The sequence below is a fragment of the Pseudomonas sp. B26(2017) genome (assembly GCF_002113045.1).
GTDB lineage: Bacteria > Pseudomonadota > Gammaproteobacteria > Pseudomonadales > Pseudomonadaceae > Aquipseudomonas.
Window position 1 is genome coordinate 25,127 of the sequence record NZ_NEJJ01000017.1, and the last position, 23,873, is coordinate 48,999.

At 62.5% G+C, this 23,873-nt stretch carries 18 protein-coding genes and 1 pseudogene; 9 read left to right on the forward strand and 10 right to left on the reverse strand.

What is annotated here, in order from left to right; all coding sequences use genetic code 11:
* Positions 1–1,230: 1,230 nt before the first annotated feature.
* Both CAF79_RS29770 and CAF79_RS29775 read left to right on the forward strand, forming a co-directional pair.
* Positions 1,231–1,377 (forward strand): annotated as a pseudogene (locus tag CAF79_RS29770) (HAMP domain-containing protein); the annotation flags it as partial.
* Positions 1,378–1,479: 102 nt separating this feature from the next.
* A complete protein-coding gene (locus CAF79_RS29775) occupies positions 1,480–2,235 on the forward strand; it encodes a methyl-accepting chemotaxis protein (protein WP_371807414.1) in 756 nt (251 codons plus the stop codon).
* A 39-nt stretch (positions 2,236–2,274) separates the two neighbouring features.
* Here CAF79_RS29775 and CAF79_RS22855 read toward each other — a convergent pair whose 3' ends face one another.
* Genes CAF79_RS22855 through CAF79_RS22870 form a run of 4 tightly spaced genes read right to left on the reverse strand, consistent with a single transcriptional unit; the run spans position 2,275 to position 4,894 of the window.
* A complete protein-coding gene (locus CAF79_RS22855) occupies positions 2,275–3,588 on the reverse strand; it encodes an ATP-binding protein (RefSeq protein ID WP_085700433.1) in 1,314 nt (437 codons plus the stop codon).
* Positions 3,585–4,253, reverse strand: coding sequence for a response regulator transcription factor (locus tag CAF79_RS22860; RefSeq protein WP_085700434.1), 669 nt, complete (start codon positions 4,251–4,253; stop codon positions 3,585–3,587). Before CAF79_RS22860 ends, CAF79_RS22855 begins: the two co-directional genes overlap by 4 nt.
* A gap of 3 nt (positions 4,254–4,256) precedes the next feature.
* Positions 4,257–4,583 (reverse strand): PepSY domain-containing protein, encoded by a 327-nt coding sequence (locus tag CAF79_RS22865; protein ID WP_085700435.1) that lies wholly within the window; start codon positions 4,581–4,583, stop codon positions 4,257–4,259.
* Positions 4,583–4,894, reverse strand: coding sequence for a PepSY domain-containing protein (locus CAF79_RS22870; protein ID WP_085700436.1), 312 nt, complete (start codon positions 4,892–4,894; stop codon positions 4,583–4,585). Before CAF79_RS22870 ends, CAF79_RS22865 begins: the two co-directional genes overlap by 1 nt.
* A gap of 149 nt (positions 4,895–5,043) precedes the next feature.
* On the opposite strand from CAF79_RS22870, the gene CAF79_RS22875 reads away from it, so the two are divergent.
* From CAF79_RS22875 to CAF79_RS22900, 6 genes are all read left to right on the forward strand, one after another.
* Positions 5,044–6,123: a patatin-like phospholipase family protein gene (locus CAF79_RS22875; protein ID WP_085700437.1), complete on the forward strand. Its 1,080-nt coding sequence runs from the start codon at positions 5,044–5,046 to the stop codon at positions 6,121–6,123.
* Between the two features lie 86 nt (positions 6,124–6,209).
* Positions 6,210–6,566: a 6-carboxytetrahydropterin synthase QueD gene (gene queD / locus CAF79_RS22880; RefSeq protein WP_085577504.1), complete on the forward strand. Its 357-nt coding sequence runs from the start codon at positions 6,210–6,212 to the stop codon at positions 6,564–6,566.
* Between the two features lie 209 nt (positions 6,567–6,775).
* Complete coding sequence (locus CAF79_RS22885) at positions 6,776–7,588, forward strand: alpha/beta fold hydrolase (RefSeq protein ID WP_085700438.1); 813 nt, start codon at positions 6,776–6,778, stop codon at positions 7,586–7,588.
* A 174-nt stretch (positions 7,589–7,762) separates the two neighbouring features.
* Positions 7,763–9,034, forward strand: a complete 1,272-nt coding sequence (gene codB / locus CAF79_RS22890; protein WP_085700439.1) for a cytosine permease — start codon at positions 7,763–7,765, stop codon at positions 9,032–9,034.
* Between the two features lie 13 nt (positions 9,035–9,047).
* Positions 9,048–10,289: a cytosine deaminase gene (gene codA / locus CAF79_RS22895; RefSeq protein ID WP_085700440.1), complete on the forward strand. Its 1,242-nt coding sequence runs from the start codon at positions 9,048–9,050 to the stop codon at positions 10,287–10,289.
* A 131-nt stretch (positions 10,290–10,420) separates the two neighbouring features.
* Entirely contained in the window at positions 10,421–11,992 is a 1,572-nt protein-coding gene (locus tag CAF79_RS22900; RefSeq protein ID WP_085700441.1) for a glucan 1,4-alpha-maltotetraohydrolase domain-containing protein, read from the forward strand.
* Between the two features lie 14 nt (positions 11,993–12,006).
* Here CAF79_RS22900 and CAF79_RS22905 read toward each other — a convergent pair whose 3' ends face one another.
* The gene (locus tag CAF79_RS22905; protein WP_085700442.1) at positions 12,007–12,999 is read right to left on the reverse strand and encodes a diaminopimelate epimerase; all 993 of its coding nucleotides are present in this window, start codon (positions 12,997–12,999) and stop codon (positions 12,007–12,009) included.
* A gap of 195 nt (positions 13,000–13,194) precedes the next feature.
* On the opposite strand from CAF79_RS22905, the gene CAF79_RS22910 reads away from it, so the two are divergent.
* Positions 13,195–14,346, forward strand: coding sequence for an MFS transporter (locus tag CAF79_RS22910; RefSeq protein WP_085700443.1), 1,152 nt, complete (start codon positions 13,195–13,197; stop codon positions 14,344–14,346).
* A 65-nt stretch (positions 14,347–14,411) separates the two neighbouring features.
* On the opposite strand, the gene CAF79_RS22915 is transcribed toward CAF79_RS22910, so the two are convergent.
* The 5 genes from CAF79_RS22915 to CAF79_RS22935 all read right to left on the reverse strand — a co-directional run bounded on the left by CAF79_RS22915 (position 14,412) and on the right by CAF79_RS22935 (position 23,862).
* Positions 14,412–16,835 (reverse strand): TonB-dependent receptor, encoded by a 2,424-nt coding sequence (locus CAF79_RS22915; protein WP_085700444.1) that lies wholly within the window; start codon positions 16,833–16,835, stop codon positions 14,412–14,414.
* A 98-nt stretch (positions 16,836–16,933) separates the two neighbouring features.
* Positions 16,934–17,917 (reverse strand): FecR family protein, encoded by a 984-nt coding sequence (locus CAF79_RS22920; protein WP_085700445.1) that lies wholly within the window; start codon positions 17,915–17,917, stop codon positions 16,934–16,936.
* A gap of 40 nt (positions 17,918–17,957) precedes the next feature.
* A complete protein-coding gene (locus CAF79_RS22925; RefSeq protein WP_011335117.1) occupies positions 17,958–18,458 on the reverse strand; it encodes a sigma-70 family RNA polymerase sigma factor in 501 nt (166 codons plus the stop codon).
* Between the two features lie 108 nt (positions 18,459–18,566).
* On the reverse strand, positions 18,567–19,280 hold the full coding sequence (locus tag CAF79_RS22930) for a class I SAM-dependent methyltransferase (RefSeq protein WP_085686694.1): 714 nt from the start codon (positions 19,278–19,280) through the stop codon (positions 18,567–18,569).
* A gap of 112 nt (positions 19,281–19,392) precedes the next feature.
* Positions 19,393–23,862, reverse strand: coding sequence for a hemagglutinin repeat-containing protein (locus CAF79_RS22935; RefSeq protein ID WP_085700446.1), 4,470 nt, complete (start codon positions 23,860–23,862; stop codon positions 19,393–19,395).
* Positions 23,863–23,873: the final 11 nt, after the last annotated feature.

A 23,873-nucleotide genomic window follows, 5' to 3' on the forward strand; every position in this document is an offset into this window, starting at 1 on the left:
GCCATATTGCGTTTGCGCCATAAAGAAAGCCGAAACGCGGCCGTTACAGTGCAAAGTCTCAGATATTTATCGAATAAGGACGTCTCCATGTCGCTCAGACAACTTTCCATCCAATGGAAAATCACCCTGCTCGCCGGGCTCTGCCTGGCCGGTATCGTGACCCTGTTGGTGGGTCTTTCGCTGTATCGCATGGAGCACAGTTCCGAACTGGTAAAGGCTTCGAGCATGGAAATGCTCACCGAGTCGGCCCAGGCCCGCATCGAATCCCAGGGCGAAGTCCAGGCGGCGGGCATTCGCCAGCAATTCATGGACGCTTATCAATATGGCCACGGCTTTTCGCGTCAGGTGCTGTTCCTGCGCGAACAGGCCGAGAAGCGCTTCCTGGACGCCTTCGACCTGCGCGAGGACATGACCCGTCAGGTGAAATCGGCGTTGCAGGCCAACCCGGATCTGCTCGGCCTGTCGCTGGTGTTCGAAGCCAACGCGCTGGACGGCAAAGACGAGCTATTTGCCGGGCAAGCTGAATTAGGCAGCAACGACAAGGGCCGCTTCGCCCTGTACTGGTCGCAACCGACACCGGGCAAAGTAACCTCCATGGCCCTGCCGGAAAGCGACATGGCCGACACCAGCACCGGCCCCAGCGGCCAGGCGGCCAACGCCTGGTTCACCTGCCCGCGCACCACGCTCAAGCCGTGCGTGATCGAACCCTACTTTTATGTGATCGACGGGCAAAAGGTGCTGATGACCAGCATCGTGTTCCCGCTGATGGTCAACGGCAAAGTCATCGCCTCGCTGTCGGTGGACATCAACCTCAACAGCCTGCAAGCAATCAGCCAGAGCGCCAGCAAAAAGCTCTACGACGGCCAGACTGCCGTGAGCATCATCAGCCCCGCCGGCCTGCTTGCCGGTTACAGCCCGGACGCCAACAAACTCAGCCAGCGTCTCGATGCCGTGGACACCGCCAGCGGCGCCGAACTGCTGCGTCTGCTTGCGTCGAGCCAAAACGTCAGCAGCCTGCACAGCAACGCGCAGTTGAAAGTGCTGTCGCCGTTCCAGCCGATTCCTGGCGGCCCGTCGTGGGGCGTGCTGCTCGATGTGCCGGAAAAAGTCTTGGTAGAACGCGCCGAAGCGCTCAAGCAACAGCTGGATGCCAGCAACACCTCGGGCACCCTGATCGAACTGAGCCTGGGCGTACTCGCCGCGCTGATCGGCCTGTTGCTGGTGTGGCTGATGGCACGCAGCGTGACCAGGCCGATCCTTGGCGTAGCGCACATGCTCGAAGACATCGCCAGCGGTGAAGGCGACCTGACCCGGCGTCTGGCCTACGACAAGAAAGACGAACTCGGCCAGTTGGCCGGTTGGTTCAACCGCTTCCTCGACAAGCTGCAACCGATCATCGCCGAGGTGAAACGCTCGGTGCAGGATGCGCGCAACACCGCCGACCAGTCTTCGGCGATTGCGACCCAGACCAGCGCCGGCATGGAGCAGCAATACCGTCAGGTCGATCAGGTCGCCACCGCGTCCCACGAAATGAGCGCCACCGCCCAGGACGTGGCCCGCAGTGCGGCACAAGCCGCCGAAGCCGCCAAGGATGCCGACCGCGCCACGCGTCAGGGCCTGACCGTGATCGACCGCACCACCGCCAGCATCGACACCCTCGCCGCCGACATGAGCGCCGCCATGGTGCAGGTCGAAGGCCTGGCCGCCAACAGCGAGAAGATCGGCACGGTACTGGAAACCATCCGCGCCATTGCCGAGCAGACCAACCTGCTGGCCCTGAACGCCGCCATCGAAGCCGCCCGCGCCGGTGAAGCCGGCCGCGGTTTTGCGGTGGTCGCCGACGAAGTGCGCAACCTCGCCCGCCGCACCCAGGAATCGGTGGAAGAAACCCGCCAGGTCATCGAGCAATTGCAGAACGGTACCCAGGACGTGGTCGGTTCGATGGGCAACAGCCATCGTCAGGCCCAGGGCAGCGTCGAACAGGTCGGCCAGGCCGTCACCGCACTGCGCCAGATCGGCGATGCGGTGACAGTAATCAGCGACATGAACCTGCAGATCGCCAGCGCCGCCGAAGAGCAGAGCGCGGTGGCCGAAGAGATCAACAACAACGTGGCGACGATTCGTGATGTGACGGAGTCGCTGTCGGGGCAGGCGAATGAATCGGCTCGGGTGAGTCAGTCGCTCAATAGTCTGGCGAATCAGCAGCAGAGTTTGATGGATCAGTTTCGCGTGTGACGCTCAGGCCCGCTCACCACAAACCTTGTGGGGGCGGGCTCACCGCCGAGGCAACTGAATCTGCACCTTCAACCCGCCCCACTCGCTTTCGCCCAGCACCAGCACCCCGCCCCACGTTTCGACAATATCCCGCACAATCCCCAGCCCCAAGCCATGCCCATGGGTCTGCTCATCCAGCCGCGTCCCCCGGCTGAACACCTGGGCCCGCTGCGCCTCGGGAATCCCCGGCCCGTCATCTTCCACGCTCAACACAAAACCTTCAGCCGTCTCGACCACACTCAACCGCACCTCGGCATCCGCCCATTTGCAGGCGTTGTCCAGCAGGTTGCCCAGCAGTTCCAGCAAATCTTCACGATCCCACGGCAATTGCAGGCCCGAAGGAGCCACGTAACTCAGATCCAGATGTTCGCCATGAATCATGTTCAACGTCGACAGCAGCCCCGGCAGCTCGGCGTCGCAATCGAACAACGCCCCCGGCAGCGCATCGCCGGCCAGGCGCGCGCGGTTGAGCTCGCGGTTCAGCCGTTGCTGAACCTGTTCCAGTTGTTCCTTGAGGATCTTGCGCAATTGCGGATGTGCATCGAGCTGTTCACTCGACGCCAGGCTGAGCAGCACCGCCAGCGGAGTTTTCAGCGCATGCCCAAGATTGCCCAAGGCATTGCGCGAACGCTTGAGGCTGTCTTCAGTGTGCGCCAGCAAATGGTTGATCTGCGCCACCAGGGGCTCCAGTTCCGCCGGCACTTGCTCATCGAGTTGTGAACGTTGGCCCTGCTGCAACTGGGCGATCTGTTCACGAGCCTTCTCCAGCGGCCGCAATGCGCGGCGCACGGTCAGGCGTTGCAACAGCAGAATCAGCAACAACCCGGCCAGCCCGAGGCCGAGACCGATCTGCCGCATGCGCTGGAAGCTCTCGCGTACCGGCGTGTAATCCTGGGCCACGCTGATGGAAATCGACTGACCGAGCCGTCGATAGTCCGAACGCAGCACCAATAATTGCTGACCGTCCGGCCCCAATTGCAGGTTGCTGTGCAGACCAGGGTGTTCAAGCATCGGCAGTTCCTGATCCCACAGCGAGCGGGAACGCCAGTGGCTGTCGGCGAAATCGATACGGAAGTAGTGCCCGGAAAACGGCCGCTGATACGCCGGCGACAAGTGCCGCTCATCCAGTTGCAGCCCCTGCGGGCCACGCACCAGCGCCACCAGCAGGTTTTCACTGTCGTTGCGCAGACCCGCTTCGAGGTAACGCTGCAAGCCCACTTCGAACAGCCACAGGCTGGTTTGCACCAGCACCAGGCCGACGATCACCATCACGCTGATCAGCCCCAGGCTCAAACGGCGCTGGATCGATCTCACGAAGCCTGTCCGCCAAACAGATAACCCTGACCACGACGGGTTTCGATCACGCTTTTGCCGAGTTTGCGCCGCAGGTGATTGACGTGGACTTCAAGCACGTTGGAATCGCGCTCGGTCTCACCGTCGTAGAGGTGTTCGGCGAGGTGGCTTTTGGAAAGAATCTGCTCGGGATGCAGCATGAAGTAGCGCAGCAGACGGAATTCGGCAGCGGTCAGCTGAATGTCGGCACCGTCGCGCACGACACACTGGCGGCCCTCGTCCAGGTGCAGACCGGCGGCCTTGAGCGTCGGCTGGTTGGCCTGCCCCTTGGAGCGACGCAGCAGCGACTGGATGCGCAGATACAGTTCTTCCGGGTGGAAGGGTTTGGTCAGGTAATCGTCGGCACCGGCCTTCAGGCCTTCAATACGCTCGGCCCAGGAATCGCGGGCGGTGAGAATAAGCACCGGAATCGTCAGACCGCCGGCGCGCCATTGCGTCAGCACCTCGAGCCCCGGCACGCCGGGCAGACCGAGGTCGAGGACGATCAGGTCGTAGGGCTCGCTGCTGCCCTGATAGACCGCATCGCGCCCGTCCGCCAGCCAGTCCACCGCATAGCCTTGACGTTGCAGGCCGGCGAGCAGTTCGTCAGCCAGCGGTACGTGGTCTTCCACCAGAAGCAAGCGCATCGGTCAATCTTCCTTGTCTTTGATCAGGTTGCCGGTGGCGGCCTCGAAATGCAGCTCGCGAGCCACACCTTCGACGGTCAGCAGCTCGACTTCATAAATGTAGACGTCGTGCTTCTCTTCAAGCTCGGCTTCCAGCAGTTTCGCCTCGGGGTAGCGCTCCATTGCCTTATGCAGCACTTGCTCCAGCGGCAGAATCACGCCCTGCTGACGCAGGCGCAGGGCTTCGTCCTGATTGAGGTCGCGCGCCAGCGTCACCGAGCAGAATGCAACGAGCGCCAGGGCCAGAAGGCCCGTGGCGCGCGTCGATGAATCAGGTAAAAACGATTTCATTAAGTGTCCTGATGGTCCTTGCGCAGCAGCCCGTCGCTTGCGTCCAGTTCCAGCTCCCATTCCACACCTTGCGAGTCTTTCAGCTCGATCTGGTACAGGTAAATGCCATAGCGCTTTTCCAGTTCGATATCGATCAGGGTCGAACCCGGATGGCGCGCCCTGGCCGTGGCCATGACGGTTTCAATCGGCACAATGGTACCAGCGTCGATCAGTTTCCGGGCTTCATCTGCGAGCAGGTCGCGGGTATGAGCACGGTTGGCGGTGAGACCAAACAGCAGGAACGCGATGAACAGGCTCGCGAGAATTTTCATGGGGATCTCCGTCTGTGAGGTGGTGCTTCCTTTGTGGCCACCTTAGCGCCGGGAACTTAACTGAAACTGAATGGCCATCATCGGGCCTGCTCCTGCAGAGCTGGCAACATGTGCTTATAATCTTTCGCTTGCTAACGATCGAGACCGGTATGACCGCCATTCACATCAAGTTCCCGTCCCTCACCCTCAAGGCCGGCTCCCGGGCCATGGCGCGCATTCGTGCCCAAGGCCTGAACGCCGCCGACGTCGGCACCCTGCCCGGCGCTGCCGGCGGGCCCAAGGCGCTGGGAATTCAGGGGCTGGATCTGGCGCTGTTCGGCGAGTGGTTGCCAGCCGCGCCGCGTGAGCGTTCGCTGATCGGTGCATCGGTCGGTTCCTGGCGGTTCGCCAGCGCCTGTCTGCCGGACGCCGCCGAAGGCATCCGTCGCCTCGGTCAGTTGTACACCGAGCAGAACTTCAACAAAGGCGTGACCATCAGCGACGTCAGCCGCAGTTCGCAGCGCATGCTCGATGACCTGCTCGACGGGCGCGACGCCAGCCTTCTGAACAACGCCCATTACCGCTTGAACATCATGGTGGTCAAAAGCCACGGCGGGCTGGCGGACGACCATCGCGGCCGGCTCGGGCTGGCGCTGGGCTCGGTGATCGCCGACAACCTGCGGGGCCGCGCGCGATTGTCGCGGCACTTCGAACGGCTGATCATCCACGACCCGCGCCTGGCGCCGCCGGTGCATGCGCTGAATGACTTCCCGTCGCGATTCGTCGCCCTCGATGCCACAAACCTGCGTCAGGCGCTGCTGGCGTCGGGTTCGATCCCGATGGTCATGGAGGGCGTGCGCGACCTCCCGGGCGCCGGAGCCGGCACCTTCCGCGACGGCGGCTTGCTGGACTATCACCTTGACCTGCCTTACAGCGGCGACGGCATCGTGCTCTATCCGCACTTCACCGACCGGGTGATTCCGGGCTGGTTCGACAAGACCCTGCCGTGGCGCAAAGCCTCGGTGGAACACTTGCAGGACGTGCTGTTGCTCGCGCCCTCCAAGGAATACCTGGCGCGCCTGCCCTACGGCAAACTTCCCGACCGTAACGACTTCAAGCGCTTCATGGGCGACGCGCCGAGCCGGCAGAAATACTGGCGCGCGGCGATGGACGAGAGCCGCCGGCTGGGCGACGAATTCCTTGAACTGACTGCCAATGGTCGCCTCGCCGAGCGCTTGCTGACCCTTTAGTCAGCACAGCCCTGGACAAGCTGGTAAACTCGCCGCCTGCCCGAATTCGCTGCGGCGAACGCCATCTGAACAGAGCTGAAATCACTGTGGAAATTTTCAAAGAGTTCACTTTCGAATCCGCCCACCGCCTGCCCCACGTACCGGACGGCCACAAGTGCGGACGCCTGCATGGTCACTCGTTCAAAGTGGCGATTCACCTGAGCGGCGACATCGACCCGCACACCGGCTGGATCCGTGATTTCTCCGAGATCAAGGCGATTTTCAAGCCGCTGTACGAGCGACTGGATCACAACTACCTGAACGACATTCCGGGTCTCGAAAACCCGACCAGCGAAGTGCTGGCCAAATTCATCTGGAATGAATTGAAGCCCCTGCTGCCGGAACTCAGTGCGATCCGCATCCACGAGACCTGCACCAGCGGTTGCATCTATCGCGGCGAGTAACCGATCCTGAAGTCGCCGAAAAGCCCTGTGGGAGCGAGCTTGCTCGCGATAGCGGTTTGCCAGTGAAGCAAGTGTTGCCTGACACGGCGCCTTCGCGAGCAAGCTCGCTCCCACAGGGATAGAAGGCGCCTCAGTGTTTGAATAACAGCCCCCGAGGCTGTTTTTTACGCCTATGCTTTTTGGCTCGAAACCGCCAAGAGGACAGGCCCATGACGGACTGGCTGCTGGATCAGGTCTTTGACTTCAACGGGCGACAGATTCGCCACGGGGTGCGCGGCGACGGCCCGCCGCTGGTGTTCGTGCACGGCACGCCATTCTCTTCTTACGTCTGGCACCGCATCGCGCCGCACTTTTTCGCCACGCACCGCGTGCACTACTTCGACCTGCTGGGCTACGGGCAATCCGAGCAACCGGACGCCGATGTCTCCCTCGGCGTGCAGAACGAATTGCTCGTGCGGTTACTGGACCACTGGAATCTGCAACGCCCGGACGTGGTCGCCCACGACTTCGGCGGCGCCACCGTGCTGCGTGCGCATCTGCTCAACGGCAAGGATTACCGCAGCCTGACCCTGATCGACCCGGTGGCGCTGACGCCGTGGGGTTCGCCGTTCGTACAGCACGTGCGCCAGCATGAAGCGGCGTTCAGTGGCCTGCCGGATTACATCCAGCGCGCCATTGTCCCGACCTATATTCGCGGGGCGATTCACCGGGACATTCCGGATGATGAACTGGCGCCCTACGTACAGCCGTGGCTGGGCGATCCGGGGCAAGCGGCGTTCTACCGGCAGATCGCGCAGATGGATCAGCGCTACACGCTGGAAGCGCAGCCGCTGTACCCGACGATCCGCTGCCCGGTGCAGATTCTCTGGGGTGAGGAGGATCAGTGGATTCCCATCGAACGCGGGCGCGAGTTGCACAAGCTGATTCCCGGATCGCAGTTTCACCCGATCCCGAATGCCGGGCATCTGGTGCAGGAGGATGCGCCGGAAGCCATTGTTGCCGCCCTGCTGCGGTTCCTCTGACCCCATTGCGCGCGCCTGTGGGAACAGCCCTGCTCCCACATGGTTCGGCAGGACGCCCCATGCACTGCTTTCGCGCCGATCACCCGTGTCTCGTCTATAAATACCCGCAACATCGCGTTTGGCACGACCGCTGCAACCTCTTCGCGTCCTCCCCTTTCCAGCAAGGAACGCCCCATGACGCAAAACGATCCCGGCAACGATTACCCCCTCAGCGAAGTGCCGATGCACGCGCGCAAAGGCCTGGCCTCCACGGCGATGGTGCTGCTCGGCTTCACCTTTTTCACCGCGACCATGTTTGCCGGCGGCAAGCTCGGCGTGGCGTTCAACTTCGGCGAGATGCTCGCCGTCATCGTCATCGGCAACCTGCTGCTTGGCGTGTACGCCGCAGGCCTTGGATACATCGCCTTCAAGAGCGGCCTGAATTCGGTACTGATGGGACGCTTCTGCTTTGGCGAAGTCGGCAGCAAGCTCAGCGACCTGATCCTCGGGTTCACCCAGATCGGCTGGTACGCCTGGGGCACCGCGACAGCCGCCGTGGTGCTCGGCAAATATTTCGATCTGAACGAAGGTACGGTGCTGGGGCTGATGGTGCTGTTCGGTCTGGTGTTCTGCGCCACGGCGTATGTCGGTTATCGCGGGCTGGAGATCCTGTCGTACATCGCGGTGCCGGCGATGATGTTGCTGCTGATGCTGTCGATGTGGGTCGCCACGGTGAAAGTCGGTGGCCTCGACGGATTGCTCAGCGTCGTACCCAGCGGTTCGCTGGACTGGTCGACCGCCATCACGCTGGTGTTCGGCACCTTCGTCAGCGGTGCGACCCAGGCCACCAACTGGACGCGTTTTTCCCGTTCGGCGCGGGTCGCGGTGCTGGCCAGCCTGATCGGTTTTTTCATCGGTAACGGCCTGATGGTGCTGATCGGTGCCTATGGCGCAATCGTCTACCAACAACCCGACGTGGTCGAAGTGCTGCTGTTGCAGGGCTTCGCCATGGCGGCGATGGCAATGCTGTTGCTGAACATCTGGAGCACCCAGGACAACACCATCTACAACTTCGCCGTCGCCGGTTGCAACCTGCTGCGCACCGGTCGCCGCAAGACCGTGACCCTGGCCGGCGCGGTGATTGGCACGGTGCTCGCGCTGCTGGGCATGTACGACATGCTGGTGCCTTATCTGATCCTGCTCGGCACGGTGATCCCGCCGATTGGCGGCGTGATCATGGCCGACTTTTTCTTCCGCTGGCGCGGACGTTATCCGCGTCTGGCCGACGCACGGTTACCGGCGTTCAACTGGCCGGGGCTCGCGGCTTACGCGGCCGGAACCGTCGCGGCGTTCGGCTCGCCGTGGGTCGCGCCGCTGGTCGGGATCGCCGTTGCCGCGTTAACGTATATCGCAGTGACCGGCCTGCTCGGCGCCCGCAACGCGGCCGCCCCTCTACAAGATCTATAAAAGGATTCGCCCGATGCACATCATCAACGCCCGACTGCGCAACCAGGAAGGTCTGCACGAATTGCACCTTGAAGACGGCCTGATCCGCAGCATCGCGCGCCAGACCGAAGCGCCGACCCTGGGCCCCGACGACCTCGACGCCGGCGGCAATCTGGTGGTGCCGCCCTTCGTCGAGCCGCACATCCACCTCGACGCCACCCTGACCGCCGGCGAGCCGCGCTGGAACATGAGCGGCACGCTGTTCGAAGGCATCGAATGCTGGGGCGAACGCAAGGTCACCATCACCCAGGAAGACACCAAAACCCGGGCCAGGAAAACCATTCAGACGTTGGCCGCCCACGGCATCCAGCACGTGCGCACCCACGTCGACGTCACCGACCCGGAACTCACCGCGCTCAAGGCGATGCTCGAAGTGCGCGAGGAAAGCCGTCATCTGATCGACCTGCAAATCGTCGCGTTCCCACAGGAAGGCATCGAGTCGTTCAGCAATGGTCGCGAACTGATGGAAGAAGCGATCCGCATGGGCGCGGACGTGGTCGGCGGAATTCCGCATTTCGAGTACACCCGCGATCAGGGCGTCAGCTCGGTGAAATTCCTGATGGACCTGGCCGAGCGCACCGGCTGTCTGGTGGACGTACACTGCGACGAAACCGACGATCCGCATTCGCGCTTCCTCGAGGTGCTGGCCGAAGAGGCTCGCAGCCGCGACATGGGCGCGCTCGTGACCGCCAGCCACACCACCGCGATGGGCTCCTACGACAATGCCTACTGCGCCAAACTGTTCCGTCTGCTCGGGCATTCCGGGATCAGTTTTGTCTCCTGCCCGACCGAAAGCATTCACCTGCAAGGGCGCTTCGACAACTTCCCGAAACGCCGTGGCGTGACCCGCGTGAACGAATTGCTCGAAGCCGGGATGAATGTCTGCTTCGGTCAGGACTCGATCGTCGATCCGTGGTATCCGCTGGGCAACGGCAACATCCTGCGGGTGCTCGAAGCCGGCCTGCACATCTGCCACATGCTCGGCTACCGCAACCTGCAAAGCGCGCTGGATCTGGTCACCGACAACAGCGCCAAAGCCATGCACCTCGGTGAACGCTACGGTCTGGAACAGGGCCGCCCGGCCAACCTGCTGATCCTCTCGGCGGACAGTGACTACGAAGTGATCCGCAGTCAGGGCCTGCCGCTGTATTCGATCCGCAACGGCAAGGTGCTGATGAAACGGCAGATGCCGGTGGTGGAGTTCATGGAGGGTTGAGCAGCGGTTATGGTTCGCAGCGGTTTTATCGCGAAAGGTTAGCGCCAGCCTGTCAGATCTGACAGGCGACAACTGCTGCGAGCCGGCTCACAGTAAGCCCCAAGGGATCCATCGTTCCCGGGGGGACGACCATGAAAGGGACTTCACCATTTCGCCTGAGCTTCGCTGTCTGCCTGATGATCGCCACAACGGCAGCGGCGATGGCTGGCGTTCGCAACGGCAGCGGTGAAGAAATCCTGTTGCAGGGCTTTCACTGGAACTCAAGCCGCAATCAAACACCTTGGTATTCGGTACTTGCGCAACAGGCGACGACCATTGGCAAAGATGGATTCACCCTTGTCTGGTTCCCGCCACCCTGGATGGATAAATCAAGCTGGTCCAACAGCCAGGCTCAGACTTCCGGTGGTGGCGAAGGCTATTTCTGGAGCAACTTCGACAAGAACAGCGAATATGGCAGCGATCAGCAACTCAAGGCGGCGGCGTCAGCTCTGAAGAATGCCGGAGTAAAAGTCGTCTACGACGTGGTGCCCAATCACATGAGCGACCAAGCGGTCTATTCCATGTTCCCCCGTGGGAGCAATGAGTGGCGGCATGACTGCGCGCAATGTGACGAAGGCGACGCGTTCATGGATGGCGCCGCGGATCTGAACACCGCTCACCCAACAGTCTTCGACGCCTTCAAAAAAGAATTCAGCAACTTGCGCGATAACTATGGTGCTGAAGGCCTGCGCTTTGACTTCGTCCGTGGTTATGCACCGGAAACGGTGGATCGCTGGATGAACGCCTTCGGCAACCAGCAGTTCTGCGTCGGCGAAAACTGGAAAGGCCCCGACGAATACCTGCAGGGCGATTGGCGACGCAGTGCAAGCTGGCAGGATGTGCTCAAGGACTGGTCGGATCGCTCGCATTGCACAGTGTTCGATTTTGCCCTGAAGGAGCGCATGCAGAACGGCTCACTCGCCGATTGGCGCCACGGTTTGAATGGCAATCCGGATCCCGCCTGGCGCGCAATCGCAGTAACCTTCGTCGACAACCACGATACCGGTTACTCACCTGGCGCCTACGGCGGCCAGCATCATTGGGCGTTGCCCGATCCTCAGGTCAATCTTGCTTACGCCTACATCCTCAGCAGTCCCGGCACACCGACCGTGTACTGGCCGCACATGTACGACTGGCAGCGCGATCAACTGATCCGGGAATTGATCAAACTGCGCAAGGCCGCCGGTGTCCGCGCGGATTCGCCGGTTCGCTTCAACACCGCCTATAAGGGGCTGGTCGCCACCACACAGGGCGTGCGCGGCACATTGGTGATCGCCCTGAAATCCGATCTGCAGCAGCTGCCACAGGGCCTGGGCACGCCGACATTGAGCTGGGATAACGGCGATATCCGGATCTGGACCGGCCCTGTCGAACCTGCGACGGTGGCAGTCAACGTGCATTGCGACAACGCCAATCCGCAACCGGGCGAAAGCGTCTATGCAGCGGGTTCATCGCTGGAGTTCGGGGCATGGGACCCGCAGCATGCGCTAGCACTGACATTGGCCAATAACCGCTGGAGCGCCAGGGTTGAGGTGCCGGGTCAGCAAAAACTCGAGTGGAAGTGCATCGTGCGTGGCCAGACTCAGGCGGCGGTGTATTGGCAGGCCGGCGCGAATAACGCATTCACCAGCGGTGCCGTGAACGACACCGTCGGGCGCTTCTGATCTTGAGGTTGCAGCTATTTTTCGTCGCGCACTGCGGTGCCGAACAGACGCACGCCGGTCAGTTCTCCGTCGCGCTCCTCCAGCAGGATTGGCGCCGTACCGCCCGGCATCACCACCTGAACTTCTCCCGCCGACACCCAGCCCACCCGCCACGCCGCGCTCGCCACCGCACTGGCGCTGGTGCCTGAGGAAGCGGTCGGGCCTTCGCCCCGTTCGAACACCCGCGCCACAATGCGTTGATCCCCGGCGCGCATCGCCCATTGCAGGTTGACCCCGGCCGGGCACGGCTGGCCGGCGCCGGTGGGCATGGCGTAGGCGATGGCGGTCAGGCTGTCCGTCAGCGGCGATTCAAGCATCTGTGCGTTGCTCGGCAATGCGGCTTCGTCCTGCACCAGCGTCACGCAATGCGGATTGCCGATGCGTACGAACTGGCTGTGTGCCCAGGCAGGATCGAGTTGCGCCAACGGTCGAACACGGCTGACTTGCGCACCGTTGAACGGAACCGGTTCAACGCCGAGCGCACCAACCGCCGCCGGGCCGAAATCGGGCTGCCCGAGATCAAGCCAGAAGCCATGCACGCCCGCAACTTGCGCCGGTTTCACCGAGGTCGACACGGGCGACTGCGCATCCTGTTTGTCGTGATGCACCCGCATCGTCGCGCCCTCCTGCGGCATCTGCCCCTGCTCAAGCAGTGCCTGAGAAAAAATCGTCAGGCCGTTGCCGCTGCGCTCGGCCAGCGTGCCGTCGGTGTTGACGATCAGCAGGTCGAAGGGTGGCGAAGATTGAAACGGGCCGATCAGCAAGCCATCGCTGCGATGGGACTTGCTGCCGGCAGGTTGCTGACCGTCGGGCCAGTCACAACACAGAGCGATCGCGGCGCGGCTCCACGCCTGTCGAGACAAGGCACATTGCGTGGCACTGGCGGGCAGATCGATTCCCGAGTCTCTCAGCGCCTTCGGTGAAATCACTCCGTAGATATTGCCCCGTGCATCGTAGAACTGCGTCATGAACCGCCCCTCGGTTTCAAGTTGTCAAAGGCGTCACTGTAAAACGCAATTCCCTGTGGGAGCGAGCTTGCTCGCGATGGCGGTGTATCCGTCAATGAGCGTCGACTGACACGACACTATCGCGAGCAAGCTCGCTCCCACAGAAGAGCTGTGCAAGGATGTCCGCTGCTGAAACGTTTTTTGCCAAGGATCGTTATGACCAGCCTCACCCCTCAAGACACGTTCGTTCCCGGACGCCTCGAACAGATCTCCACACGCATCGCCTTTTTCATTGCCGGACTCGGCATCGCCGCGTGGGCGCCGCTGGTGCCGTATGCCAAGGCGCGGGCCGGGCTCGATGAAGGCACGCTGGGGTTGTTGCTGCTGTGCCTGGGCGTCGGTTCGATTCTGGCGATGCCGCTGGCGGGGATTCTGGCCACGCGGTTTGGCTGCAAAAAAGTGGCCACCGGCGGCACGCTGCTGATCTGTGCGGCGTTGCCGTTGCTGGCGACGGTGTCGTCGATTCCTGCGCTGATCGCCACGTTGTTCATGTTCGGTGCCGGGCTCGGCACGGTGGATTCGACGGTAAACCTGCAAGCAGTAATCGTAGAGCGGGCCAGCGGCAAGAACATGATGTCGGGGTTCCACGGCCTGTTCAGCCTCGGCGGGATCGTCGGTGCAGCGGGCGTGAGCGCCCTGCTCGGCCTGGGGCTGTCGCCACTGACGGCGATGCTGGTGGTGGTCCTGGTGCTGATCGCGGCGCTGTTCAAAGCCGTCCCGCACATGTTGCCTTACGGCAGTGAAAGCTCGGGGCCGGCGTTCGCGGTGCCCCACGGAATCGTGCTGTTCATCGGCGGCATGTGTTTCATCGTGTTCCTCACCGAAGGCGCGGCGCTGGACTGGAGCGCAGTGTTTCTGGCCCAGGAACGCGGGATCGATACTGCCTATGCGGGGTTGGGTTATGCAGCGTTCGCGCTGACCATGACGGCCGGCCGTTTGACCGGTGACAGGATCGTCCGGGCATTGGGTGCGACGCGGATCATTCTGTTTGGCGGTCTGCTGGCGGCGGCGGGATTGTTTCTGGCGACGTTCGCCCCGGGCTGGCAAGCCGCACTGCTCGGTTATGCGCTGGTCGGTGCCGGCTGTTCGAACATCGTGCCGGTGCTGTACACGGCGGTGGGCAAACAGACGGTGATGCCGGAAAGCATCGCCGTGCCGGCAATCACCACACTGGGTTATGCAGGGATTCTGGCAGGGCCGGCGGTGATCGGGTTTGTCGCCCACGCCAGCAGCCTGAGTTTTGCCTTCGGGTTGATGGCGACGTTGCTGGTGGCGGTGGCGATTGGCGGGAAAGCGCTGAAGGTCTGAGCCTGATCTGATCTGTTCAGATCGTTCCCACGCAGACGGTTCGACGTGGGAACAATCGATGCAGATCAGAAGCCTACGCTGGCCTGCACGAAGAACGTCCGTGGCGTGCCCACGTAGATCCCCGAGTTGTTGTCACTGGAGCGGGTGAAGTACTGCTTGTCGAAGATGTTCTTCACACCGGCGCCGAGCTTGAGGTTCGACAGCTGCGAACCGAAGTCATACCCGCCACGCACGTTCCAGGTCACGTAACCCGGAATGTCGCCGTACTGCCCGTCCGCCGTGCCTTCGGTGATGTAATTGCCATTGAAGCTGCCATCAGCATTCACGCCGGTGCCGGGCGAACGCTGTTTGGACTGGGCAAAACCGTCGATGTTGTAGGTCCAGCGGTTGATGTCGTAGCGCAGGCCGACGGTGGCCACCTGACGCGAATAGAACGGCAGGTCGCGGCCCTTGAAGCCTGGAATCTCGCCTTCGTACGTGGCGCGGGTGTAGGTGAAGCCGGCGTTGGCGGTCAGGCCGTCGAGGCGCGGATCGAGCGCCGCCATGTCGTAGTGCACCGAAGCTTCGATACCCTGGTGCTTGGTCGCGCCGAGGTTGGTCCAGCCCACGTCGTTGCTGATGTATTGCAGTTCGTCATCGAAGTCGATGTAGAACAGCGTCACTTCCCCGCCCCACACGTCATCGTTGTAACGCGTGCCGATTTCGTAGGTCTTGGCTTTTTCCGGTTCCAGGCCGTTGGCGGTCTGGTCACCCGAGCCGCCCTGGCCGAGCTGGAAATATTGCAGGCTGCCGAACGACGTCTCGTAGTTGGCGAACAGCTTCCACGCATCGGACAGGTGATACATCACGCTCAGCGCCGGCAGCGGCTCGTTGCTCTCGATGCTGCGGTTTTTCTCCGGCACGCGTTTGCCGGCGGTGTCGAGCACGGCGCGATCATGCCAGTCGGTGCTGATGTGTTCGAAGCGAATGCCCGGGGTCACGGTCCAGTTGCCGACGTCGATCTTGTTGTCGATGTAGACCGAGTTGGCCTCGGTGCCGCCGGTGCGGTCCTGGAATACGTGACCATCGGAGGTTTTGGTGACCACCGGCACATTGTTGACCAGCGCCAGACGGCTCGATTGCTCGTGCATCGCCTCTTTCAAATAACGGTAACCGACGCTGACTTCCTGGGTGGTCGGGCCGACATCAAACACACGGGACACACGCGGCTCGATCCCCAGCGTGTAGTAGGAGCGCGGGAACGAGCTGAGGGTTTTCTGATCGCGGGCGGCGATGGTGCTGCCGCGAAAACTGTCGGAATAGTAAGTCAGCACCTCCGCCTGGGTGCGCTCGTCGATCTGCCGGATCCACTTGAACGACACGTCCTTGCGGCGGCCGCTGAAGCCGTCGTAGTCGCGGTCGGACTGGAACGGTTTGTCGTCGTACTGCTTCTGCGTCAGGCCGCCGGGCATGTCGGCGCTGGCGTCGTAGTAGTGGAAGTTGAGGCTGAAATCGTCCTGCTCGGTCGGTGCCCAGTGGGTCTTGAGGATCACGTCGTCGATGTCGTTGCCGTTGTTGCGCTCGCGGTAACCGTTGCCGTTGACGCCCGAGTACAACAGCGCCATGCCGATGCCGTTGTCGGCGGTGCCGCCAAGGAACGCGGTGTCGATGTGTTTCCAGCCACCGTGCTGCGAGGTTTCCAGAGTCGTGCCGATTTCACCGGTGGTTTTTTCCGGGATCGCGCGGGTCACGAAGTTGATCACGCCGCCGACGTTCTGCGGCCCGTAACGCACCGAGCCGGCACCTCGGACCACGTCGATGCTGTCGAGGTTGCCGGAAGAAATCGGCGCCATCGACAGTTGTGGCTGGCCATACGGCGCAAACGCAGCCGGCACGCCGTCGATCAATACGGTGGAGCGTGGCGACAGACGCGACGTCAAACCCCGCACGCCGACGTTCAGCGAAATATCGCTGCCGCCAGTGCCGTTGGCTTCCTGCACCTGCACGCCCGGTACGCGGCGCAGCACGTCGCCGACGTTCATCGCGCCCTGCTCGACCATCGCTTCACGACGGATCACCGTACGCGCGCCGGGGTGGTTCTGCACCACGGCGGCGTCGGCGTCGCCGAGCCAGTCGCCGACCACTTTGATGTCGGTCACGCCCAGCTCCAGCGGGCCGCTGTCGGCGGAAGTCGGGGCTGGCGACAAGGTCACCGAGCCTTCATTGATCTGGTAATCCAGACCGCTGCCTTGCAGCAATTGGCGCAGGGCCTGCTCCGGAGAAAGATTGCCGTCCACCGCCGGCGCCTGTTTGCCGGCGACCAGGTCCGGGCTGAAAAAAACCTGCAACGAAGTTTGCTGACCGAGTTCGCTCAAGGCCTGACCCAGCGGCTGTGCACGGATGTGAATGGCTTCGGCGGCGAAAGCCATCGGCACGGCGGCGTTGACCGCCAGCGCGAGCGCCAGCGGCAACCAGGAGGATTTTTTGTTTTTGGTGGTGGAGTTTTTCACGTCGAACGGAGTCCTGTGGATCGCAAAAGTGTGCGGCTGTTAATGCAAACCAGTTGCAGTTAAACAGGAAGACGACGAACTCGAAAAAAACCTGAATTTTATTTTGAAATTATTTCCTGGCTGCCGTCGGCAAGGGTGCGCACGGCCACCGGAAGGATGCTCGGCAAGGCCTTGAGCAAGGCATCGGTGTTGTCGGATTTGAACACGCTGGTCAGGCGCAGACTGGCCACGGCGGGGTTGGAGACTTTCAGCGGCTTGTCACGATAACGCGACACTTCCTCGGCGACTTCGCTGAGGCTGGCGTTGTTGAACACCAGTTTGCCGCTGCGCCAGGCCGTCAGTTCCGCCGGGTTGACCGCGTAAGCTGGCGCCACTTTGCCCCGGGCATCGATCCGCGTGCCGAGGCCGGCGGTCAGGCTGATGAAATCGGCATCCGCCGCATCACGACCCTGCACCTTGACCGTGCCCTGTTCCACCGCGACTCGGGTCTGGGTCACGTCACGCCGCACGTCGAAGCGGGTGCCGGTGACCGTGACCTTGCCGCTGCCGGCCTCGACCACGAACGGGCGGGAAATGTCGTGCTCGACGCTGAACATCGCTTCGCCTTCGGTCAGCTCGATGAGCCGGCGATTCTTCTCGAAACGCACCTGCAGGCGGCTGCGGCTGTTGAGGTCGATCACTGAACCGTCCGGCAACGCCACATGCTTGCGCTCGCCGAGCCCGGTGGCGAATTCAGCGCTGTAACCCGACGGATGATTCAAACCGCTGAACAGACCGAGCCCGAGCCCCACCGCCACCACGCTGGCCGCCACGGCATAACGCAACAACGGACGGCGTTCGCGCCGCGCTGGCGGGGTTTCGCACAGGGCCTTGAGGCGTGGCGCCGGCAGCAGATCCGCTGCCGTCCACAAGCCTTGCAGCAACTGAAACTCATCACGGTGCTGCGGATGCTGGTTCAGCCACGCGTCGAAGCGCTGCTGTTCATCGACACTGATGGCCGGCTCCTGCAAACGCACAAACCAGCGTGCCGCGTCATCGCGCACCGTTGTTTGCCCGCACGCGCAATCACGAGTATCCGTCATGGAATGTCCTGTTTGGCTGGGGATGAAAAGACGCCACGGCTCATGATTGCGCCCCGTCCAGGCGATCACGCAGATGCCGCAGGGTGCGGATCATATACTTTTCCACCATGTTCCTGGACAGGCCCAGGCGTTCGGCGATTTCCGCCTGGGTCAGGCCCTCGATCTTCTGCCAGACGAAAATCCGTCGGCAGTTGACCGGAAGCTCCGTGAGCGCGCGTTCGATGGAATCGGCCAGCTGGATCGCATGCATGTAATGCTCCGGATCGCCGGTCGGCGACTCACTGAGATCGATCGCCTCCGACTCCATGGCACCCCGCCGGTCCTCCCGCCGATAGCCGTCCACCGCGATGTTGCGCGCGGTCTGATGCAAATATGCCCGGGGTTGCTGCACCGCCGACGAATCGGATTCGAGCACCCGCACAAAGGTGTCGTGCGCCAGATCCTCGGCCTGCGAGCGATTGCGCAGGCGACGGGTCCAGGTGCCGATCAACTCTTCGTAATGCTCGAGAAAGCCGGGTCTGCGGGGCAGCATGGGGATCATTGCGGCGCGCTGAGGAAAGGGGCGTGAATAGTAATGCTTCCTATTAAGCCGAAGCAACGTATTCCTCGGGAATGCCGACGAAGCTGTTTTCCCCACCCCTCCAGCGCTCTAACCCGCGTTAATCTCTGCCTTGCGCGAGCAGAACCACCCGTGCATCAAACCCGCCTGAAAGAACTGGACCGGCGCCTCGAACCCGGCCGACTCGATCAGACCGGCGACTTGCGGCGCCGGCAGAATCGCCACATCCCGGGCATAGGCCAGACGCGCTCGCTCGAGCATTTGCGCCGGCACCTGGGCCGATGCCATCAGCGTCATCCAGTGACGCAGCAATGCTTCATAGGCCGGCGATGCGGTGTCAGAGGCAAGATCAGCATTCGCCAGAACCCCGCCCGGCAGCAGTCGACGGGCAATCTCATGGAAAAAGTCAATACGGGCCTGGGGATCGAGCAAAAACTGCGATACCAGAAAACAGGTCGCACCGTCGTAACCGGATTCATCCGTCAGCGTATCGAGATAGCCCTCATGAAACCGGCAACGAGCGAGAAAACCGCCCTCTTTCGCTCGCTGACGGCATACGTCGAGCATGGCGCCCGAAGGGTCGACTGCGGTGAATTCCCAGCCGGGAAACTGCTGCGCCAGATGCGCCATTTCCACACCGGTGCCCACGCCGACGCAGAGTATCCGGGCATTCGCCGGCAGGCCCGCGAACACGGAATCCAGCAGTAAATACAGGGCATCACGCAAGGGCGCCATGCCGCTCCACTGTTTGTCGTATACAGCTGACTGCTGGTCGAACAAGGCCTTGAGTGCTTGATTGTCCATGGAAACCTTCCTCTGCATCGTGATCAAGTGCACCGCGCAGATCGCGGTGCACATTCCATTATTGCAGGGCTGTCAAGCCACCCTGGCTGAGCAGCCCTGAACGCAGGGTGGCTCAGCCTTTTTCGTCAATACCTGCCTGGAGTGACTGACTGTCCAGATGACCGCCAAGCGTCACCGGGCCGACTTTCAGGTTGCCGTTTTCAAGGGAAACCTTCGGTGCGTTTTCTTCGGTTTTGTGTGGCAGGTCCAGGCCGGCTTTCACACCGTAGTCGAGATTGCTCAGGTCGGTGCTGCTGACCTTCGAACCGCCCAGATCGACCTTGCCTTCGGTGGCAGTAATCCGCGCGCCGGTCAGCTGCGTAGCGCCACCGACAGAGAGGTTCACACCCTGGCTACCGCTAATACCGGAAGCCTGTTTGATGCTGTCCTTGTGCGCGTATTCGCCTTCGACTTTCAGCGTTGGCTTGTAGTCGGTGCCCGCGAGTTTTCCCTTGTCGTCGGCTGGAGTCTTTTTGGCGCTCAGGCCCAGATCCAAATCAACCTTGGCATGATTGCTGGAGTCCTGACGGCTTTCGACCGACAGATCACCGGCCACTTTGCCACTGACGTTGCGCGCATCGATCCGCGCACCGCTCAAGCTTGTGTCGCCCGCGCTGTTCAACACCACCGTGTCAGCCTTGATCTGACTGTTCTGCTGGGTGGTGCCTTGCAGGTAATCCACGCCAACTTTGGCTCCGGCGTTGAAGCCGTGGTCGCTGCTGACTTTTTCATCGGCGGCGGTTGGTGTGCTTTGGCTCAGATTGCCGCCGGCGCTCAACGCCACATTCCAGTTGTTGCGGTGGTCGGTGGACTGCGCGGATTCCTGAACGAAGCCGCCCTTCTGCGCGTCGATGCTGACGTTTGGGGCGCTGACCTGAGTGCCTTGCAGATGCACCGAATCACCGCTCAGCGCGATGCCGTTCTGGCTGTTGAGCTGACCACCATTGAGAGTCTGGGTGTTCTCGTTGACCCGGCCGATGTTGAAGTTGCCGCTGAGGTTGCCGCCCTGATCACGGCTTTTCTCGCTGCTGGTCTTGCTGGCGCCGACCTTCAGGCCGCCGCCAAGGTTGCTGCCGGTAGCGACATGCGAATCGGTGGCTGCTTGCAGGTCGAGCTTGCCGCCGGCCTTCAGGTCGATAGCGCCAGCGCTGTCGATCCTGGTGCCTTGTTGCACCTGATTGCCACCGCTGCTCAGTTGCACCGGGCCGTTGCCGCTGAGGCTGGCGACGTGCGCCTGGCTGTCGGTGGTCTGGTTGCCTTGGTGATCGAGCTGGAACCCGGCGCCAAAATCGACGTTGGTGCCGTCGGTGCCCGGCAAGGTGCCGACGGTCAGCGAGCCATTGCCACGCAGGCTGGCGCTGTCGCTGCTCTGACGGTCGTTGGCCTGATTCAGGGCCAGATCACCGCCGGTCTTGACGCTGACACCACCCTGCCCGCCATCGAAACGACTGCCTTCGAACTGTGCATCGCCGCCGACATTGATGTGCACGCCCTGATTGCCAGCGTAACCGCCGACTACTGCGGTGGTGCTGTTCTTGCTCGACTGGCTGCTGCCACCCGCACCGCTGCCGGCCACGTTCACGTCTTCACCGGTCTTGGTGTAGACGCGCACATCGACCTTGGCATCCACCGCGTTGTCGGTGCTGCTGCGGGTGTTGCTGGCCGCGTCGGCCACCAGTTTGTCGGCGCTGATGTTCACTTTGCCGGCGCTGGCGTTGTACTGCGAGCCCTGGTCGTGCAGCGTGCCGCCGACCTTCACATCCACGGTCTGGCCGTCGAACCGGCTGACCACGGCGTTGCTGCTCTGCTCGGTTTTATCGGCGCTGGCGTGACCGATTGCCAGGTCGATACCGACGTTCGGCTGACCGAGATTGGCCAATGCATCCTTGTCCGGCACCTTGCCGTCGAGCACTTCTTTCACGGCGCCGGCAATCGGCCGGGCGATGTCTTTGTACTCGACGTTGGCGCCGATGTCCGCCGACCAGTTGCTCTCTTTGTGGGTGCTGCTCTCGGTGTTGTGGGCGGCGCGGTTGTCGACTTCGTTGGCGGCGACGTTCAGACCGTTGCCGGCCTTCAGTTGCGCACCTTCGGTGACGAGTTTGTCAGCGATGATGTTCAGGCTGCCGCTGCCCTGCACGCCGGTGGTTTGCGCGGTGGTTTTGCCGGTGGTGTCTTGCGAGGTGCTGTGCGAGAAATCCACACCGCTGCCCGCGCGGTCGAGGCCGCCGGTGTAATAGAAACCGCCACCGGTGCTGCGGGTTTCGGTCGAGGTGCCGTGGCTGTCCTGCTCGGCCAGCAACGAGACGTTCTTGCCGCTCAGGGTGGTGTCGCCGGCGGTGGATTTGACCTCGGCGCCCTTGAGCGTCACGTCACCGCCCGCCTTCACTTGCACGCTGCCGCCGCTGAGGCTGGAACCTTGCTGGGTGACGTCGTTGGTGGTGACGGTTTGCGCTTTATCTTCGTAATGCACGCCGGCGCGATATTGCTCCGCCGTCTGCTCCCTGGCGTAGGCGTCAAAGCCACGGGTTTGCGTGCTGTTGCTGCTGTCACGGGTGTTCTGCGTCGAATGCACATTCACGTCACCGACCGCATCCGCCGTCAGCGAACCGCCAGCCTTGACCGTGGAGCCGGCGACTTCGATGTCCCTGGCGCTTTTCAGCTTGAGATTGCTGTCAGACGCCAGCTCGCTGCGCACCGTGGTGCTGTCCTTGCTGGTCTGACGGGACTCGTTCTTGGTGATGCCGAAGAACTTGCTGTCCTTGTCTTGGTTGTTGCTGTGCGAGGTGTCCTGCACGCCGTCGATGGTCAGCGAACCGTTGTCGCTGATCACGCTGGCGTCCATGGCGCCACGCACCTGGCTGCCGCTGATGCGCACGTCGTCCGCCTTGACCAGCAGTTTGCCGGCAGCGTTGATCTTGCTGCCCTGATGCCGGGTCTGGCCCTTGTCGGCGTCGCCGGTCTTGCCGAAGAAACCGCCGCCGACCAGGTCACCGGAATAGCGATTGTCGCTGCTGCGATGGGTGTGGGTCGCGGTGGTGATTTCCACCTGTTTGCCGGCCAGTTGCAGATCACCGGCGCTGTCGACTTCGGCGCCTTCGGAGCGCAACAGTGCGGCGGTTTGCAGGGCGATGTTGCCGGCCTTCAATTGGCTGGTGACGCTGCGCTGCTCTTCGCTGCTGCTGTCCCAATCGGCTTTCCACAGGTGTTTGCGGTGCTTGCCCTGATCAGTCTGGGTATGGCTTTCAGTGGCGGCGGTCAGGCGCAGGTCACCGCCGCTTTGCACGCTGAGGTTGTTCTTCGCGTCGACCTTGGCGGCTTTCAGTTCGGTGTCTTTGCCGGACGACAATTGCGCGTCGCGGCTGGCGATGATCTGGCTGCCGTGCTGGCGCGAATCGCTGTCGGTTTTGCTGCGCTCGTAGGTTTCCCAGGTGATGCCGATGGTGCTGTTGTTCCAGTTTTCGCGCTGCTCCTTGAGCTTGCGGCTTTCGACAGTGGTCAAGGTCAGGTTGCGTTTGGCCTCGACCTTCACGTCGCGGCCGCTGACATCAGTGGCGGCCAGGCTCAGGTCCTTGCCGCTGTGCAAGCCGACGTCGCCCTGGCCGCTGCGAATGCCGGCGCGGGTCAGGTCGAGGCTGTCCGCGATCGCCTGACTGCTGACGCTCAAGTCGCCCGCCGAACGAATCTGCACACCGTCACGCCCGGCGACTTGCACAGCGCCGACTTTCACGCCCGCGCCTTCGGCGGTGCTGACGATGTTGATGCGCCCGGCCTGCATCGCGCCGAACAGGCTGGCGTCGATGCGTTGATCGGTGGTGTTGCCCGCCGGGTCCACGGCTGTCACCTGGCCGCTGGCGTAGTCGATCTGATTGCGCCCGACGGTGAGGTTCAGTTGATCGCGAGCGCTGATTGCGCCCTGACTGTCAATGCGCGGGGCGATCAGGTTGATCGAGCCTTCGCCGTTGCGCAGGCCGCCACTCTGGATCTGCAGCTGACCGGTGGCGTCTCGGGTGCTCAGCGCTTGCAGTTTGCCGTCGTTCAGCTCGGGACGGCCGACCACCAGATTGGCGTTCGGCGTGTTGATGAAGCTGCCGCCGTTCACCGAAATGCCGTTCGGGTTGGCGAGCACGTAGTCGGCAGCGCGACCGAAGATTTCCTGGGCGCCGTTGATGGCCGACGGGTTGCGGCTGATCACTTCGTTGAGGATCACGCTCGCGGCCTGACCCTGCAATTGCGGGTTGGCCGCCAGTTGCCCGGCGAGCTGCGATTGCCCGGCCTGCAAGGCGTTGTTCAGGACGAGGCCCTGGCGGTCGACGTTGTAGTCGAGGAACTGGTTGTGCGACAGGCCCGATCCGTTCGGTGCGACGATGTTGACGATCGGCACGCCGCCCTGGGTCTGCAATTGCGCGGTGCCGCCGGGGCCGGGTGCGACCACCACACCGCCGGCCATGGCGCCCGGCAGATGAGCGACCAGGAACAGGCTGGCGATGGCCCAGCGCAGTTTGCCCCGTGGGGAAAGATGAAACGCAAAGGTGTTCATTGGCATAAAAAACTCTC

Coding starts and splice junctions, on each gene's coding strand:
- CAF79_RS22930 (WP_085686694.1), bottom strand. CDS start 19,280: ATGGACAATCAAGCACTCAAGGCCTTGTTCGACCAGCAGTCAGCTGTA.
- codA (WP_085700440.1), top strand. CDS start 9,048: ATGCACATCATCAACGCCCGACTGCGCAACCAGGAAGGTCTGCACGAA.
- CAF79_RS22900 (WP_085700441.1), top strand. CDS start 10,421: ATGAAAGGGACTTCACCATTTCGCCTGAGCTTCGCTGTCTGCCTGATG.
- CAF79_RS22860 (WP_085700434.1), bottom strand. CDS start 4,253: ATGCGCTTGCTTCTGGTGGAAGACCACGTACCGCTGGCTGACGAACTG.
- CAF79_RS22935 (WP_085700446.1), bottom strand. CDS start 23,862: ATGCCAATGAACACCTTTGCGTTTCATCTTTCCCCACGGGGCAAACTG.
- CAF79_RS22870 (WP_085700436.1), bottom strand. CDS start 4,894: ATGAAAATTCTCGCGAGCCTGTTCATCGCGTTCCTGCTGTTTGGTCTC.
- CAF79_RS22885 (WP_085700438.1), top strand. CDS start 6,776: ATGACGGACTGGCTGCTGGATCAGGTCTTTGACTTCAACGGGCGACAG.
- CAF79_RS22875 (WP_085700437.1), top strand. CDS start 5,044: ATGACCGCCATTCACATCAAGTTCCCGTCCCTCACCCTCAAGGCCGGC.
- CAF79_RS22925 (WP_011335117.1), bottom strand. CDS start 18,458: ATGATCCCCATGCTGCCCCGCAGACCCGGCTTTCTCGAGCATTACGAA.
- CAF79_RS22920 (WP_085700445.1), bottom strand. CDS start 17,917: ATGACGGATACTCGTGATTGCGCGTGCGGGCAAACAACGGTGCGCGAT.
- codB (WP_085700439.1), top strand. CDS start 7,763: ATGACGCAAAACGATCCCGGCAACGATTACCCCCTCAGCGAAGTGCCG.
- CAF79_RS22910 (WP_085700443.1), top strand. CDS start 13,195: ATGACCAGCCTCACCCCTCAAGACACGTTCGTTCCCGGACGCCTCGAA.
- CAF79_RS22905 (WP_085700442.1), bottom strand. CDS start 12,999: ATGACGCAGTTCTACGATGCACGGGGCAATATCTACGGAGTGATTTCA.
- CAF79_RS22865 (WP_085700435.1), bottom strand. CDS start 4,583: ATGAAATCGTTTTTACCTGATTCATCGACGCGCGCCACGGGCCTTCTG.
- CAF79_RS29775 (WP_371807414.1), top strand. CDS start 1,480: ATGGAGCAGCAATACCGTCAGGTCGATCAGGTCGCCACCGCGTCCCAC.